Origin of the sequence: Streptomyces sp. NBC_00080, assembly GCF_045041255.1 — a bacterium.
Taxonomy (GTDB): domain Bacteria; phylum Actinomycetota; class Actinomycetes; order Streptomycetales; family Streptomycetaceae; genus Streptomyces; species Streptomyces coriariae.
Genome location: NZ_CP108235.1, coordinates 6,813,935 through 6,830,936 on the forward strand (window position 1 = coordinate 6,813,935; position 17,002 = coordinate 6,830,936).

The 17,002-nt window shown below is 69.8% G+C and carries 10 protein-coding genes; 7 read left to right on the top strand and 3 right to left on the bottom strand.

The window, feature by feature from the left end; all coding sequences use genetic code 11:
• Entirely contained in the window at positions 1-930 is a 930-nt protein-coding gene (locus tag OHU34_RS30290) for a DMT family transporter (RefSeq protein WP_142263890.1), read from the bottom strand.
• Positions 931-1,019: 89 nt separating this feature from the next.
• Here OHU34_RS30290 and OHU34_RS30295 point away from each other — a divergent pair, with 89 nt between their 5' ends.
• Entirely contained in the window at positions 1,020-1,898 is an 879-nt protein-coding gene (locus tag OHU34_RS30295) for a LysR family transcriptional regulator (RefSeq protein WP_405772423.1), read from the top strand.
• Positions 1,899-2,022: 124 nt separating this feature from the next.
• Here the strand turns inward: OHU34_RS30295 and OHU34_RS30300 are convergent, their stop codons facing one another.
• Both OHU34_RS30300 and OHU34_RS30305 read right to left on the bottom strand, forming a co-directional pair.
• Positions 2,023-2,883 (bottom strand): phosphatase PAP2 family protein, encoded by an 861-nt coding sequence (locus OHU34_RS30300; protein ID WP_142263889.1) that lies wholly within the window; start codon positions 2,881-2,883, stop codon positions 2,023-2,025.
• Between the two features lie 131 nt (positions 2,884-3,014).
• Complete coding sequence (locus OHU34_RS30305; RefSeq protein ID WP_020126750.1) at positions 3,015-4,049, bottom strand: LacI family DNA-binding transcriptional regulator; 1,035 nt, start codon at positions 4,047-4,049, stop codon at positions 3,015-3,017.
• Between the two features lie 398 nt (positions 4,050-4,447).
• On the opposite strand from OHU34_RS30305, the gene OHU34_RS30310 reads away from it, so the two are divergent.
• The 6 genes from OHU34_RS30310 to pulA all read left to right on the top strand — a co-directional run bounded on the left by OHU34_RS30310 (position 4,448) and on the right by pulA (position 16,976).
• Complete coding sequence (locus tag OHU34_RS30310) at positions 4,448-5,719, top strand: extracellular solute-binding protein (protein ID WP_142263888.1); 1,272 nt, start codon at positions 4,448-4,450, stop codon at positions 5,717-5,719.
• A 115-nt stretch (positions 5,720-5,834) separates the two neighbouring features.
• Positions 5,835-6,839, top strand: coding sequence for a carbohydrate ABC transporter permease (locus tag OHU34_RS30315; RefSeq protein ID WP_405769308.1), 1,005 nt, complete (start codon positions 5,835-5,837; stop codon positions 6,837-6,839).
• 13 nt (positions 6,840-6,852) lie between these two features.
• Positions 6,853-7,755, top strand: a complete 903-nt coding sequence (locus OHU34_RS30320) for a sugar ABC transporter permease (protein WP_142263886.1) — start codon at positions 6,853-6,855, stop codon at positions 7,753-7,755.
• A gap of 221 nt (positions 7,756-7,976) precedes the next feature.
• Positions 7,977-9,665 carry a glycoside hydrolase family 13 protein gene (locus OHU34_RS30325; protein WP_054237988.1) on the top strand — a complete coding sequence of 563 codons (1,689 nt, stop codon included), beginning with the start codon at positions 7,977-7,979 and terminating at the stop codon, positions 9,663-9,665.
• A gap of 167 nt (positions 9,666-9,832) precedes the next feature.
• On the top strand, positions 9,833-11,209 hold the full coding sequence (locus OHU34_RS30330; protein ID WP_405769312.1) for an alpha-amylase family protein: 1,377 nt from the start codon (positions 9,833-9,835) through the stop codon (positions 11,207-11,209).
• 349 nt (positions 11,210-11,558) lie between these two features.
• The gene (gene pulA, locus OHU34_RS30335) at positions 11,559-16,976 is read left to right on the top strand and encodes a pullulanase-type alpha-1,6-glucosidase (protein WP_405769315.1); all 5,418 of its coding nucleotides are present in this window, start codon (positions 11,559-11,561) and stop codon (positions 16,974-16,976) included.
• Positions 16,977-17,002 lie beyond the last annotated feature (26 nt).

A 17,002-nucleotide genomic window follows, 5' to 3' on the forward strand; every position in this document is an offset into this window, starting at 1 on the left:
CTATGGCCGCTGGACGACGGGCCGGGTCGCGCCGTCGCGCCGCGTGTCCGCCGGTCCGGGCGTACGCGACGCCGTGTTCCGCCGGGTCAGCCCCACGCCCACCAGCACCACCGCCATGCCCGCGAGAACGCGTACGCCTGTCTGCTCGTCCAGGACCGCGGCGCCGAGCGCGACCGACACGACCGGGAGCAGGTAGCCGACCGTCGCCGCCGTGGTGGGGCCCTCGTCCGCGATCAGGCGGTAGTTGAGGTAGAAGGTCACGCCCGTGCCGAGGACGCCCAGCGCGGTGACGGCGAGCAGGGCGGTGGCGTCGGGACGGAAGGGGCCGGCCGCGGGGAGGGCCAGGGTGCTCCAGGCCGTGGCGGTGAGGAGCTGGGCCGCCGACATGGCCATCGGGTTCTTCGAGGCCGTCAGGTGCCGGGCCATGTAGGCGAAGGCCACCGCGTAGCTCGCCGCCGCGGCCAGCAGGTACAGGGCGGGCAGGCTGAGCAGGCCCTCGTGGTGCCAGGGGGCGAAGATCAGGACGGTACCGGCGAAGCCCAGGACGAGACCGGCCAGCCGTACGGGACGCAGCGCCCGGTCCGTGCCCAGGCCGATCCCGATGAGGAGCGACCAGAGGGGGGTCGTGGCGTTGAGGACGCCCGCGATGCCCGAGTCGAGGTGCTGCTCGCCCAGGGCGAAGAGCGCGAAGGGCAGCGCGTTGCAGAACAGGGCGGCCACGGCGAGATGACCCCAGACGGTCCGGGACCGGGGGAGGCGCTGGCCTGCCCGGCGGGCCAGGAACAGCAGGACGGCCGTGCCCAGGACGCACCGGGCGACGGTGATCTGGGCGGGGGTCAGTCCGTGGGTCAGGGCCAGCTTGATCCAGAGGAAGCCGGAGCCCCAGAAGAGGGCGAGCGCGGCCATGCGGAGCGTGGAGGCGAGGGGCATGTCCCTACGGTGGTCCGCCTGATCTGTGAGGACAAGTGAAATGTTCTGGATGGTTCGTTAAGCTGTACTGCATGCTTGATGTGCGGCGGATGCAGGTGTTGCGGGCGGTCGTCGGAAACGGGTCCGTGACGGGGGCCGCGGCGGTGCTGGGGTACACGCCGTCCGCCGTCAGCCAGCAGATCGCCGCCCTGGAGAAGGAGGCGGGGGCCGCGTTGCTGGAGCGGGTCGGGCGGGGCGTACGGCCCACGGCTGCCGGACTGCTGCTCACCGAGCACGCGGAGGCCATCGGGCGGCAGGTCGCCGAGGCCGAGGCGGCGCTCGCCGACCTGCTCGCCGGGCGGACCGGGCGGTTGGGGGTGCGGTACTTCGCCACCGCGGGGGCCGGGCTGGTGGCGCCGGCCGTGGCGCGGCTGCGGGAGGCGCATCCCGGCGTCCGGATCGAGCTCAAGCTGACGGTCGATCCCGAGGACCCGGTGGCGGCGGTGCGCGAAGGGCGGGCCGATCTGGCGTTGCTGGTGAGCGGGGAGGGGCGGCAGGACAGTGGCGTACGGCTGCTGCATCTCCTCGACGATCCCTATCTCGCCGTCCTGCCGCGCGGGCACCGGCACGCCGGGCGGCGGAGTGTGCGGCTGGCGGAGCTGGCCGAGGAGGCGTTCGTGGGCAGCGAGTGGCCGGGGCCCTGTCTCGACGCCCAGCTGGACGCGTGTGCGATGGTCGGGTTCCGGCCCCGGTTCATGGTGCAGAGCGAGGACTACGTGACCGCTCAGGGGTTCGTCGCCGCCGGTCTGGGCGTGAGCCTGGTGCCCCGGCTGGGGCTCGGCAGCCGGCATCCGGGGGTCGTCGTGCGGGAGGTGCGTGACCCGGTGCCGGTACGGGCCATCCAGGCGGTGGTCCGTGAGACGGCGCCGGCGCAGCCCGCGCTGGACGCGTTCATCGACGCGCTGAAGGGGGCCGCGGGAGCGCCGTGAGGGTCCGTGCGACGCCGGCCGGGCACGGCGGCGTCGATCGGGCCGCCCGGCCCCCATCCGTCCGCGCGCCCCCATCCTGCCGGGATCCGTACCCTCGACCCCGCCCGGCCGTACGCCACCGCCGTCAGGCCTTCGTGGGGAGCAGGGGCCTGCCCTGCCCCTTCGGCGGCACCCTTCTCGGCAGGGCGTACGGCAGGGTCCCGTACCAGACGCGGGCCACCGCGAAGCCGAAGGCCAGGCAGAGGACGCCGCCCACGGCGTCCAGCCAGAAGTGGTTGGCCGTCGCGACGATCACCACCAGGGTCGCCGTCGGGTACAGCAGGCCGAGGATGCGCACCCAGGGGAGCTTGGCCAGCGCGAACACGGTCAGACCGCACCACAGGGACCACCCGATGTGCATGGACGGCATCGCCGCGTACTGGTTCGACATGTGCTTGAGGTCGCCGGAGGCCATCGAACCCCAGGTCTGGTGGACCATCACCGTGTCGACGAAGTCGGCGCCCGGCATCAGCCGCGGGGGCGCCAGCGGATACAGGTAGTAGCCGACCAGGGCCACGGCGGTGGTGGCGAAGAGCACCAGGCGCGTCGCCGCGTAGCGTCCCGGGTGGCTGCGGTAGAGCCAGACCAGGACGGTCAGCGTGACGATGAAGTGCAGGGTCGCGTAGTAGTAGTTCATGCCCACGATGAGCCAGGTCACCGAGTTCACCGTGTGGTTGACCGACTCCTCCACGGCGAGTCCGAGGCTCTGCTCCACGCGCCAGATCCAGTCCGTGTTGCGCAGTGCCTCGGAGCGTTGTTCCGGGACCGCGTTGCGCACCAGCGAGTACGTCCAGTAGCTCACGCCGATGAGGAGGATCTCGAACCAGAGGCGGGGACGGCGGGGGCTGCGCAGCCGGTGCAGGCGGCGCTGCCGGGGCGCGGTCGTGACCGGTTCTGGAAGGGCCTGGTCACGGCCTTCCAATGGCGTCACAGTCGGTTCACCCATGGACACAAAGTCTGCCAGAAAAGACCTCTTGGCCCGATCATCCCTCGGTCGGGTTCGGCCCGCACTTTCTACGACGGCCGGACCGCTGCGCCTACTGCCGGCGTACCGGGGAGAAGTCGGACGTCTCCGACCTACGGACGATTGCGGTCCCCGGGCGCCGAAGCGGTCGAACCGCGCACCACCAGCTCCGGCATGAACACGAACTCGCTGTGCGGCGCCGGTGTCCCGCCGATCTCCTCGAGGAGCGTGCGGACGGCGGCCTGGCCCATCGCGGGGACCGGCTTGCGGACGGTCGTGAGGGGCGGGTCGGTGAAGGCGATCAGCGGGGAGTCGTCGAAGCCGACCACCGAGATGTCCTGGGGCACCGCCAGACCGCGCTGCCTGGCCGCGCGTATCGCGCCCAGCGCCATCATGTCGCTGGCACAGACGATCGCGGTACAGCCCCGGTCGATCAGGGCCGTGGTCGCCGCCTGGCCGCCTTCGAGGGTGTAGAGGGAGTGCTGGACCAGGTCGGTCTCGATCGTCTCTGGGTTGAGGCCCAGCTGTTCCTGGACCGCCCTGACGAAGCCCTCGATCTTGCGCTGGACCGGCACGAACCGCTTGGGGCCGAGCGCCAGTCCCACCCGGGTGTGACCGAGCGAGACGAGGTGGGTGACCGCCAGGGTCATCGCCGCCCGGTCGTCGGGGGAGATGAACGGTGCCTGGACCTTCGGGGAGAAGCCGTCCACCAGCACGAAGGGGACGCCCTGCGCCCGCAACTGCTCGTAGCGCTGCATGTCGGCCGTGGTGTCCGCGTGCAGGCCCGAGACGTAGATGATGCCGGCGACCCCGCGGTCGACCAGCATCTCGGTCAGTTCGTCCTCCGTGGAGCCGCCCGGTGTCTGGGTGGCGAGGACCGGGGTGTAGCCCTGGCGGGTCAGTGCCTGGCCGATGACCTGGGCCAGGGCCGGGAATATCGGGTTCTCCAGCTCGGGCGTGATCAGGCCGACCAGCCCCGCGCTGCGCTGGCGCAGCCGGACCGGGCGCTCGTAGCCCAGGACGTCCAGAGCGGCGAGCACGGACTGGCGGGTGGTGGCGGCGACACCGGGTTTGCCGTTGAGAACGCGGCTGACGGTCGCTTCGCTCACCCCCGCCTGCGCAGCGATGTCGGCAAGCCGTGTGGTCACAGGGGTGGACTGTACCGGTCGGTTGCTGACTTGCACACCGAGCGGACGCCGTGGGCGACCTGTTGAACGGCCCGCGGGCTGCTGCGTCATCGCGCTCCCTCATGAAAGTGATGGCAAGGGCTTGCAGAGTCTTGCACAGCGGCCCCGTGCCCCGCTGCGAGGCCCCTCAACCGCGACAACTACGGTCTCACGGCGGTCGAGGGGAGGTCACGCACGGATCACGCGCGGATAACTTCGGTGATGTCTTGCACTTTTTTTCTGCAAGGTCTTTCGTGCCGCTTACATCGCTGTTACGTTCACGTCGCCCGACGGCAGCAACGGCGCGGTCGGAGTCGGCAGGACAGCGGACGGGACCGCTTCCTGTAGCTAAACGGGCTCTCACCCTCAAGGAGAAACTCATGCGGCGTGGCATAGCGGCCACCGCGCTGGTGGCGTCCTTCGCCCTCGCGGCGACGGCCTGCGGCGGGGACGACAGCGGCAGCGACAACTCGTCCGGGCCGGTCACCATCACCTGGTGGGACACGTCCAACGCCACCAATGAGGCGCCGACGTACCAGGCCCTGGTCAAGCAGTTCGAGGCCGCCAACAAGGACGTCAAGGTCAAGTACGTCAACGTGCCCTTCGACCAGGCGCAGAACAAGTTCGACACGGCCGCCGGTGCCTCCGGCGCCCCGGACGTGCTGCGCTCCGAGGTCGGCTGGACCCCCGCCTTCGCCAAGAAGGGCTTCTTCCTGCCGCTGGACGGCACGGAGGCCCTCAAGGACCAGTCCAAGTTCAAGTCGAACCTGATCGAGCAGGCCAAGTACGAGGGCAAGACGTACGGCGTGCCGATCGTCACCGACACGCTCGCGCTGGTCTACAACAAGGCGCTCTTCGCGAAGGCCGGCATCGAGGCGCCCAAGACCTGGGACGACCTGAAGACCGCCGCCGCCACCATCAAGGCGAAGACCGGCGTCGACGGCTACTGGGGCTCCACCCAGGCCTACTACGCCCAGTCCTTCCTCTACGGCGAGGGCACCGACACCGTCGACGCCGACGCCAAGAAGATCACCGTCAACTCCGCCGCCGCGCAGAAGGCGTACGGAACCTGGCTGGGCCTCTTCGACGGCAAGGGCCTGCACAAGGCGGACACCACCGCTGACGCGTACGCCCACATCCAGGACGCGTTCGTCAACGGCAAGGTCGCCGCGATCGTCCAGGGCCCGTGGGAGATCACGAACTTCTACAAGGGCAGCGCCTTCACGGACAAGAACAACCTCGGCATCGCCACCGTCCCGGCCGGCTCCGCCGGCAAGGCGGGCGCCCCGACCGGCGGCCACAACCTCTCGGTCTACGCCGGCTCGGACAAGGCCCACCAGGCCGCCGCGCTGAAGTTCGTCAACTTCATGACCTCGGCGGCGAGCCAGGCGACCATCGCCCAGAAGAACTCCACGCTGCCGACGCGTGACGACGCCTACACCGCCGCCGTCAAGGCCGACCCGGGCATCGCCGGCTACCAGACGGTGCTGTCCGCCGCCCAGCCGCGCCCGGCGCTGCCGGAGTACAGCTCCCTCTGGGGCCCGCTCGACACCGAACTGCCCAAGATCGCGGGCGGCAAGGAGACCCTCGACAAGGGCCTGAGCACCGCTGAGACCGCCATCGCCAAGCTGGTGCCGGACTTCAGCAAGTGAGCCGGTGTGGCCGCCGGATCTCCCACACATGGGGGGAGAGATCCGGCGGCCACCTGCCTGTGAGCAGTACCACCCCGTCGAAGATCCAGCGTGAAGATCCAGAAGGTGTCGAACCATGACAGTCGCCATCGACCGCGCGACAGGCAAGCGCCGCGGTGACCGTGAGCCGAAGCCCGGGCCGGCCGGGCGCCTGAGGCGCGGCTACCAGAAGCACTGGTACGCGTACGTGATGATCGCCCCGGTGGCGGCCGTCCTCGGCGTGCTCGTGCTGTACCCCCTGGTGTACGGCCTGTACCTGACGCTGACCGACGCCAACAGCCTGAACACCGCGCGCACGATCGGCGTCAACCACATCGACGCCACCTACAAGTTCATCGGCCTCGACAACTACGCCGACATCCTCTGGGGCCCGACGGCCTACGACCGCTTCTGGTCGCACTTCATCTGGACGATCGTCTGGACGGCGGCCTGTGTGGCCCTGCACTACGGCATCGGACTGGGCCTCGCGCTCCTGCTCAACCAGAAGCTGCGCGGGCGGACCCTGTACCGGCTGATCCTGGTGCTGCCGTGGGCGGTGCCCACCTTCGTCACCGTCTTCGGCTGGCGGTTCATGCTCGCCGACGGCGGCATCATCAACTCCGCGCTCGGCGCCCTGCATCTGCCCTCGCCACTGTGGCTGGAGGACACCTTCTGGCAGCGGTTCGCCGCGATCATGGTCAACACCTGGTGCGGTGTGCCGTTCATGATGATCTCGCTGCTCGGCGGCCTCCAGGCCATCGACGCCTCCCTCTACGAGGCCGCCGAGATGGACGGCGCCAGCGCCTGGCAGCGCTTCCGGTACGTCACCCTGCCGGGCCTGCGGTCCGTCAGCTCCACCGTCGTCCTGCTGGGCATCATCTGGACCTTCAACCAGTTCGCCGTGATCTTCCTGCTGTTCGGCAACACCGCCCCCGACGCGCAGATCCTCGTCACCTGGGCGTACTACCTCGGATTCGGACAGCAGCCGCGTGACTTCGCCCAGTCCGCCGCCTACGGCATCCTGCTGCTGGCCATCCTGATCGTCTTCACCTCGTTCTACCGCCGCTGGCTGAACCGCAACGAGCAGCAGCTCGCGATCTGAGGCAGGAGTTCCCATGAGTAGCACCACCGCCGAGACCTCCGCCCCCGTGAGCGAGCAGCGTCCCAAGACCCCGCGCGCCCGGCGCCGCGGCGAGAACACCCTCGCCGGCTCCCTCGCCTCGCACGGCGTCCTGATCGTCGCGAGCGTCATCGCGCTCTTCCCGATCGCCTGGCTGGTCTATCTGTCCCTCGGCCCGGACACGGACGACTACCTGCACCCGGGCGGCATCTGGGACAAGATGACGTTCGACAACTACACGTTCGTCCTCCAGCACACCCAGTTCTTCGACTGGCTGAAGAGCTCGCTCATCGTCACGCTCGGCACCACGGCCATCGGCGTGCTCATCGCCGCCACCACGGGCTACGCCGTCTCCCGCATGCGCTTCCCCGGCTACAAGAAGTTCATGTGGGTGCTGCTGGTCACCCAGATGTTCCCGGTGGCCGTGCTGATGGTGCCGATGTACCAGATCCTCTCGGACCTGCAGCTCATCGACAACTACTTCGGCCTGATCCTCGTCTACTGCACGACGGTCATCCCGTACAGCGCCTGGCTGCTCAAGGGGTACTTCGACACCATCCCCTTCGAGATCGACGAGGCGGGACGCGTGGACGGGCTCACCCCGTTCGGCACCTTCTTCCGGCTGATCCTGCCGCTCGCCAAGCCCGGTCTCGCGGTGGCCGCCTTCTACAACTTCCTCACCGCCTTCAGCGAGGTCGCCTTCGCGTCGACGTTCATGCTGAGCGACGACAAGTACACCCTTGCCGTCGGTCTGCAGTCCTTCGTCAGTGAGCACGACGCCCAGCGCAACCTCATGGCCGCCACGGCGGTGCTGATCGCGATACCCGCCGCCGTGTTCTTCTACCTCGTGCAGAAGAACCTGGTGACCGGCCTGACGGCGGGCGGTACGAAGGGCTGAGCCCCTACGAGACTCCCGCGCGCCGAAAGACGCGCGGGTGGCGGCCGCGGTGTCCATCCGACCCCGCCGGCACCGCGGCCGCCTCATCCACCCGTCTCGTCGACTCGCCTCGAGTCCACTCGCCCTCGCAACCGAAGCGAGCACCAACACCCCATGTCAACAGCCCCTCCCCCCGCTCGAACGCGCTCGAGCGGGGGGACCCCCATCGCCCCAAGGACGCCATGAGCCAGCAGCCCGCAGCCCCGGCCCCCACCTCCACCTCGGCTGTCGCCACCGTCGCCAAGCGCCGTGACTGGTGGCGGGACGCGGTGATCTACCAGGTGTACCCGCGCAGCTTCGCCGACAGCAACGGCGACGGCATGGGCGACCTGGAAGGCGTACGCTCCCGTCTCCCGTACCTGCGCGACCTCGGTGTGGACGCCGTGTGGCTCAGCCCCTTCTACGCCTCCCCGCAGGCCGACGCCGGTTACGACGTCGCCGACTACCGCGCGGTCGACCCCATGTTCGGCAACCTCCTCGACGCCGACGCGCTGATCCGGGACGCCCGTGAACTGGGCCTGAGGATCATCGTCGACCTGGTCCCGAACCACTCCTCCGACCAGCACGAGTGGTTCAAGCGGGCGTTGCGGGAAGGCCCCGGCTCCTCCCTCCGGGACCGCTACCACTTCCGGACCGGCAAGGGCGCGAACGGCGAACTCCCGCCCAACGACTGGGAGTCCATCTTCGGCGGCCCCGCCTGGACCCGGGTCACGGAGCCGGACGGCACCCCCGGCGAGTGGTACCTGCACCTCTTCGCCCCCGAGCAGCCCGACTTCAACTGGGAACACCCGGCGGTCGGCGACGAGTTCCGTTCCGTCCTGCGCTTCTGGCTGGACATGGGCGTCGACGGCTTCCGTATCGACGTGGCCCACGGCCTGGTCAAGGCGGCGGGTCTGCCGGACCTCGGGGCCCACGACCAACTCAAGCTGCTGGGCAACGATGTCATGCCGTTCTTCGACCAGGACGGCGTCCACGAGATCTACCGCCAGTGGCGGCTCATCCTCGACGAGTACTCGGGCGAGCGCATCTTCGTCGCCGAGGCCTGGACGCCGACCGTCGAGCGCACCGCGAACTACGTCCGCCCCGACGAGCTCCACCAGGCCTTCAACTTCCAGTATCTGTCCACCGAGTGGGACGCGGAGCAGCTGCGCGAGGTCGTCGACCGCACCCTGGAGGCGATGCGCCCGGTCGGCGCCCCCGCCACCTGGGTGCTGTCCAACCACGACGTGACGCGGCACGCCACCCGCTTCGCCAACCCGCCCGGCCTCGGCACCCAGATCCGCACGGCGGGCGACCGCGAGGCCGGTCTGCGGCGGGCGCGGGCGGCCACGCTGCTGATGCTGGCGCTGCCCGGTTCGGCGTACGTCTACCAGGGCGAGGAGCTCGGCCTGCCGGACGTCGTCGACCTGCCCGACGAAGTGCGCCAGGACCCGGCGTACTTCCGCGGCGCCGGCCAGGACGGCTTCCGTGACGGCTGCCGGGTCCCGATCCCGTGGACGCGTGAGGGCTCGTCGTACGGCTTCGGCGACGGCGGCAGCTGGCTGCCCCAGCCGTCCGGCTGGGGCGAGCTGAGCGTGGAGGCGCAGCAGGGGGTGCCCGGTTCGACGCTGGAGCTGTACCGCTCGGCCCTCGGTATCCGGCGTTCGCGGCCCGACCTGGGCGCGGGCGACTCGGTGGAGTGGCTGAAGGCCCCGGCGGGCGTACTGGCCTTCCGGCGCGGGGAGTTCGTGTGCGTGGCGAACACCACGGGGGAGTCGGTGACGACCCCGGCGTACGGGCGGGTGCTGCTCGCGAGCGACGAGGTGACCGAGACGGACGCCGGCGAGGCCAAGCTTCCGGCGGACACGACGGTGTGGTTCACGACGGCCTGACACCCCACTTCGAGGTCCGCCGCTCTTGGGGGAGCGGCGGACCTTTCGTGTTTCACAATGCCTTCTCCGACTCCCTGTTCTTTCAGCCGACGAACCATTAACATCGCGCCACTGCAAGGTTGCTGAAAGATTGCAGCAAGAGCCTTCAACGGAGAAGGAACCCCCACATGGCAAGCAGCAGACCCCTTTCGGGCGCCCTCGCCCTGGCCGCCGCAGCCGTCGTCATGGCTCCCACCGCCGTGTCCGCCGCCCCGCCCGGCACCAAGGACGTCACCGCCGTCCTCTTCGAGTGGAACTTCGCCTCGGTCGCCAAGGAGTGCACCAACACCCTCGGCCCGGCCGGTTACGGATACGTCCAGGTCTCCCCGCCCGCCGAGCACATACAGGGCTCGCAGTGGTGGACGTCGTACCAGCCCGTCAGCTACAAGATCGCGGGCCGGCTGGGCGACCGGGCGGCCTTCCGGAGCATGGTGAACACCTGCCACACGGCCGGCGTGAAGGTCGTCGTCGACACGGTCGTCAACCACATGTCGGCGGGCAGCGGCACCGGCACCGGCGGCTCGTCGTACACGAAGTACGACTACCCGGGCCTGTACTCCTCGTCCGACTTCGACGACTGCACCTCCCAGATCAGCAACTACGCCGACCGCTGGAACGTCCAGCACTGCGAGCTGGTCGGGCTCGCCGACCTGGACACCGGCGAGGAGTACGTCCGCAAGACCGTCGCCGGGTACATGAACGACCTGCTCACCCTCGGGGTCGACGGCTTCCGCATCGACGCGGCCAAGCACATCGACACCGCCGACCTCGCCAACATCAAGTCGCGGCTGACGAACCCGGGCGTGTACTGGAAGCAGGAGGTCATCTACGGCAGCGGAGAGGCCGTCCAGCCGACCGAGTACACCGGTAACGGGGACGTCCAGGAGTTCCGCTACGCCTACGACCTCAAGCGGGTCTTCAACAGCGAGAACCTCGCCTACCTGAAGAACTACGGCGAGGGCTGGGGATACCTGAGCAGCTCCGCCGCCGGTGTGTTCGTCGACAACCACGACACCGAGCGCAACGGATCGACCCTCAACTACAAGGACGGCGCGAACTACACGCTCGCCAACGTCTTCATGCTCGCGTATCCCTACGGGTCCCCGGACATCGACTCCGGGTACGAGTGGTCGGACGCGGACGCCGGGCCGCCCAATGGCGGAGCCGTGAGCGCCTGTTGGCAGGACGGCTGGAAGTGCCAGCACGCCTGGCCGGAGATCCTGCGCATGGTGGCCTTCCGCAACGCCACGCGGGGCGCGGCGATGACCGACTGGTGGGACAACGGGGGCGACGCGATCGCCTTCGGGCGGGGCAGCAAGGGGTATGTCGCGATCAACCACGAGAGCGCTTCCCTCAGCCGGACGTACCAGACGTCCCTCGCCGCCGGCACCTACTGCAACGTGCAGAACAACACGACCGTGACCGTGAACGGCTCGGGCCAGCTCACGGCGACCCTCGCCGCCAACACGGCGCTGGCGGTCTACGCGGGCAAGTCGAGCTGCTGAGTTCCCTCCCCGGCCGTCACGGGCGCGTGCGACACGCTCCCGCGGCGGCCGGCCGCTCTCGCTCTGCCTCAGGACTCGGCGGGCGGCGCGGCCCGCGCCGCGCCGCAGCCCACCGAGCCGGGCGCGTCCCTGCACGTGGACGCGTTGGTACGGGAGGCAACAAGGCGTGCGCGTGGGGTGGTTGAGAAAGGCGCCTCAAGGAACTGGTGAAAGTTCTTTCCGCCGGTTGCAAGCCTCTTGCTGTAAGCCTTTCGTGAGCGATACGGTCACGCGGGCGCCCGGCGACGAAGCCGTCCCGCGGCGTCGGGGTCGGACCCGAGAGAGCCGTAATCGCAAGGAGTTCCCGCCTGTGATACCGAGATGGCCGGCGCCCCCGACGCGCCGCACCGCGCCACCCGCCCGACGGATCGCGGCCGTCGCCGTGGCCGCGCTGGCCGCCGCCCTCGTGCAGCCCCTCGCGGCGCACGCGGACAGCCCGCCCCCACCGCCGTCCGACGCGAAGCTGGCCGCCGCCCCGGCCCGCCACGAGGACACCCGTGAGCAGTTCTACTTCGTCATGCCGGACCGCTTCGCCAACGGCAGCACCGCCAACGACAAGGGCGGACTGACCGGCTCACGCCTCACCACCGGTTACGACCCCACCGACAAGGGCTTCTACCAGGGTGGTGACCTCAAGGGCCTGACCCAGCGGCTCGACTACATCAAGGGCCTCGGCACCACCTCCATCTGGATGGCGCCGATCTTCAGGAACCGGCCCGTGCAGGGGACCGGCAGCAACGTCTCGGCCGGCTACCACGGCTACTGGATCACCGACTTCACCCAGGTCGACCCGCACTTCGGCACCAACAAGGACCTGGAGACCCTCATCTCCAAGGCGCACGCCAAGGGCATGAAGGTCTTCTTCGACGTCATCACCAACCACACGGCCGACGTCGTCGACTACGAGGAGAAGTCCTACGACTACCTGTCCAAGGGCGCGTTCCCGTACCTGACGAAGGACGGCGAGCCCTTCGACGACGCCGACTACGCGGACGGCGGCACGAAGTTCCCGGCCGTCGACGCCGGCTCCTTCCCGCGCACCCCGACGGTCACCGCCGCGCAGCGGAACGCGAAGGTCCCGTCCTGGCTCAACGACCCGACGATGTACCACAACCGCGGCGACTCGACCTACGCCGGCGAGTCGACCACGTACGGAGACTTCTCCGGGCTCGACGACCTGTGGACCGAGCGCCCCGAGGTCGTCAGCGGAATGGAGAAGATCTACCAGCGCTGGGTGCGGGACTTCGACATCGACGGCTTCCGGATCGACACCGTGAAGCACGTGAACATGGAGTTCTGGACCCAGTGGGCCACGGCCCTCGACGCCTACGCCGCCAAGCAGGGCCGGGACGACTTCTTCATGTTCGGCGAGGTCTACTCCGCCGACACCTCGATCACGTCCCCGTACGTCACCCAGGGCCGCCTCGACGCCACGCTCGACTTCCCCTTCCAGGAGGCGGCCCGCCAGTACGCCTCCCAGGGCGGCAGCGCGCGGAAGCTCGCCTCGGTCTTCGCCGACGACTACAAGTACACGACCGACAAGGCCAACGCCTACGAGCAGGTCACCTTCCTCGGCAACCACGACATGGGCCGCTTCGGGTACTTCCTGAACCAGGACAACCCCAAGGCCACCGACGCCGAACTCCTCGCCAAGGACAAGCTCGCCAACGAGCTGATGTTCCTCAGCCGCGGCAACCCGGTCGTCTACTACGGCGACGAGCAGGGCTTCACCGGCTCCGGCGGCGACAAGGACGCCCGTCAGACGATGTTCGCGTCGAAGACGGCCGACTACCTCGACGACGACGAGATCGGCACCGACCGCACCCACGCGAGCGACGCCTACGACACCGGCGCCCCGCTGTACCGGCAGATCGCGGCGCTCGCGAAGCTCCGCAAGGCGAACCCCGCCCTCACCGACGGCGTCCAGACCGAGCGCTACGCGGCCGACGGCGCCGGCGTCTACGCCTTCTCCCGCAACGGCACCGGCAAGGACACGACCGAGTACGTCGTCGCCTTCAACAACGCCGGCACGGCGCAGGAGGCGACCTTCGCGACCGGTTCCGCGAACACCGCGTTCCGCGGGATCCACGGCACCGACAAGACGGTTGCCGCCGGCGCCGACAAGAAGATCACCGTGACCGTTCCCGCGGGCTCGGCCGTCGTCCTCAAGGCCACCCGCGCACTGCCCGCCCCGGCCGCCGGGCCGACCGTCGCCCTGCACGCCCCCGCAGCCGGCGCCACCGGCACCGTCGAGCTGAGCGCCGACGTGGACGGCGGTCAGCTCAACCGCGTCGTCTTCGCCGCCCAGACCGGCAACGGCAGGTGGCAGACCCTCGGCTCCGCCGACCACGCCCCCTACCGGGTGACGCAGACCGTCGACGCGGACGTACCCGCGGGAACCGCCCTGCGCTACAAGGCGGTCGTCGTCGACTCGGCCGGACGCACGGCCAGCGCCACCGCGGCCTCCGTCACCGGCACCCCGCCCGCCGAGCAGACCCCCACCGCCTCCTCCCGGGACTACGCGATCGTCCACTACAAGCGCACCGACGGCGACTACGCCGACTGGGGCCTGTACGCCTGGGGCGACCTCGCCGACGGCGAGTCGACCACCTGGCCGGACAGCCACCCCTTCGTCGGCCGGGACGCTTACGGGGCCTTCGCCTACGTCAAGCTGAAGCCGGGCGCCTCGTCCGTCGGGTTCCTGGTCATCGACAAGCAGGGCGACAAGGACGTCTCCGCCGACCGCACGATCGACGTCACGAAGACCGGCGAGGTCTGGATCGAGCAGGGCAAGGAGGGCCTCCTCACGGAGAAGCCCGAGTACCCGGCCCAGGACACCGGCAAGGCCGTCCTGCACTACCACCGCGCCGACGGCGACTACACCGGCTGGGGTCTGCACACCTGGACCGGCGCCGCCGACCCCACCGAGTGGTCGAACCCGCTGAAGCCGACCACGACCGACGCGTACGGCGCGGTCTTCGAGGTGCCGCTCACCGCCGGCGCCACCAGCCTCAGCTACATCCTGCACAAGGGCGACGAGAAGGACCTCCCGACCGATCAGTCGCTGGACCTGACGAGCAACGGGCACGAGGTGTGGCTGCTGAGCGGGCAGGAGAAGTACCTGCTCCCGCAGCCGACCGGCTCCGCGGCGGCCCTCGACCTGACCACGTCCAAGGCGGTCTGGATCGACCGGAACACCGTCGCCTGGAACGGCTCCGAGGCCGCCGCCTCGACCCAGCTGCTGTACAGCGGCAAGGGCGAGATCGCGGTCAAGAACGGCACCCTGACCGGGGCCGCCAAGTGGCTGCGGCTGACGAAGACCACCCTCACCGACGCCCAGAAAGCCGCCTACCCGCACCTCAAGGCCTACACCGCCTGGTCCGTCGACCCGCGCGACCGGGACCGGGTGCGTGAGGCGCTGAGCGGTCAGGTCGTCGCCTCCCAACGGGCCGCGAACGGCGCGGTGCCGGCGGCGACCGGTGTACAGATCGCGGGCGTGCTCGACGACCTGTACAGCGGTGCGACCAAGGCGCGGCTCGGTCCGACCTTCCGCGACGGCCGGCCCACCCTGGCCGTCTGGGCCCCGACGGCACAGCAGGTCTCCCTGGAGCTCGACGGCTCCACCGTGAAGATGAAGCGCGACGACACCACCGGCGTCTGGTCCGTCACCGGCCCCAGGTCCTGGAAGAACAAGCCCTACCGGTACGCCGTGACGGTGTGGGCGCCCAGTGTCGGCAAGGTCGTCACCAACAAGGTCACCGACCCCTACTCGGTCGCCCTCACCACCGACTCCGGGCGCAGTCTCGTCGTCGACCTCGACGACAGGACCCTCGCCCCCGGCGGCTGGTCCACGCTCACCAAGCCGAAGGCCGTCCCGCTGAAGGACGCCCAGATCCAGGAACTGCACGTCCGGGACTTCTCCGTCGCGGACACCACCGTCCCCGCCCAGGACCGGGGCACCTACCTGGCCTTCACGGACCGGGACAGCGACGGATCGAAGCATCTGCGGGAGCTGGCGGCGGCGGGCACGTCGTACGTCCATCTGCTGCCCGTCTTCGACATTGCGACCATCGCCGAGGACAAGGCCGCGCAGTCGACCCCCGGCTGCGACCTGGCCTCCTACCCGGCCGACTCCGAGAAGCAGCAGGAGTGCGTGGCCGCGACCGCCGCGAAGGACGCCTACAACTGGGGGTACGACCCGTACCACTACACGGTCCCCGAGGGTTCCTACGCCGGCGACCCGGACGGGACCGCCCGTACCGTCGAGTTCCGCCGGATGGTGAAGTCGCTGAACCAGGAGGGCCTCAGGGTCGTCATGGACGTCGTCTACAACCACACGGCGGCGAGCGGCCAGGCGGCGACCAGCGTCCTCGACCGGATCGTCCCCGGCTACTACCAGCGGCTGCTCGCCGACGGCTCGGTGGCGAACAGCACCTGCTGCGCGAACACCGCGACCGAGAACGCGATGATGGGCAAGCTGGTCGTCGACTCGATCGTCACCTGGGCCAAGGAGTACAAGGTCGACGGCTTCCGCTTCGACCTCATGGGACACCACCCCAAGGCCAACATCCTGGCGGTGCGCAAGGCGCTGGACGCGCTCACCCTCGCCAAGGACGGTGTCGACGGCAAGAAGATCATCCTCTACGGCGAGGGCTGGAACTTCGGCGAGGTCGCCGACGACGCCCGGTTCGTCCAGGCCACGCAGAAGAACATGGCGGGCACGGGCATCGCGACCTTCTCCGACCGGGCACGCGACGCCGTGCGCGGCGGCGGTCCCTTCGACGAGGACCCGGGCGTCCAGGGCTTCGCGTCCGGGCTCTACACCGACCCCAACTCGTCGACGAACAACGGCACTTCGGCCGAGCAGAAGGCCCGGCTGCTGCACTACCAGGACCTGATCAAGGTCGGGCTGAGCGGCAACCTCGCCTCGTACGGCTTCACGGACACCGACGGCAAGGAGGTCACCGGCGCCGAGGTCGACTACAACGGCGCCCCGGCCGGCTACGCGGACGCGCCCGGCGACGCCCTCGCCTATGTCGACGCGCACGACAACGAGTCGCTGTTCGACGCGCTGGCGTACAAGCTGCCGGGGGACACCTCGGCGGCCGACCGCTCCCGTATGCAGGTCCTCGCCATGGCCACCGCCGCGCTCTCCCAGGGCCCGGCCCTGTCCCAGGCCGGCACCGACCTGCTGCGCTCCAAGTCCCTGGACCGCAACTCCTACGACAGCGGGGACTGGTTCAACGCGATCCACTGGAACTGCGCCGCCGGCAACGGCTTCGGCCGGGGACTGCCGCCGGCCGTCGACAACGCCTCCAAGTGGCCCTACGCGAAGCCCCTGTTGACCACCGTCGGGGTCGGCTGCCCGCAGATCACCGCCGCCTCCGCCGCCTACCAGGATCTGCTGAGGGTCCGCACCACCGAGAAGGTGTTCTCCCTCGGGTCGGCCGCGCAGGTGCAGTCGGCGCTCTCGTTCCCGCTGTCCGGGAAGGACGAGACGCCCGGGGTGATCACCATGGAACTCGGTGACCTCGTCGTCGTGTTCAACGCGACGCCGACCGAGCGGAAGCAGACCGTCGACACGCTCGCCGGGACCGGATACCGGCTGCACCCGGTGCAGGCGGCGGGGTCGGACCCCACCGTCAAGGCCGCGTCCTACGTGACGGAGTCCGGCACGTTCGCCGTGCCGGGCCGGACCGTCGCGGTGTTCTCCCGGACGACCCCCTAGACAGGGGCATTACCTTGGTGGAGCAG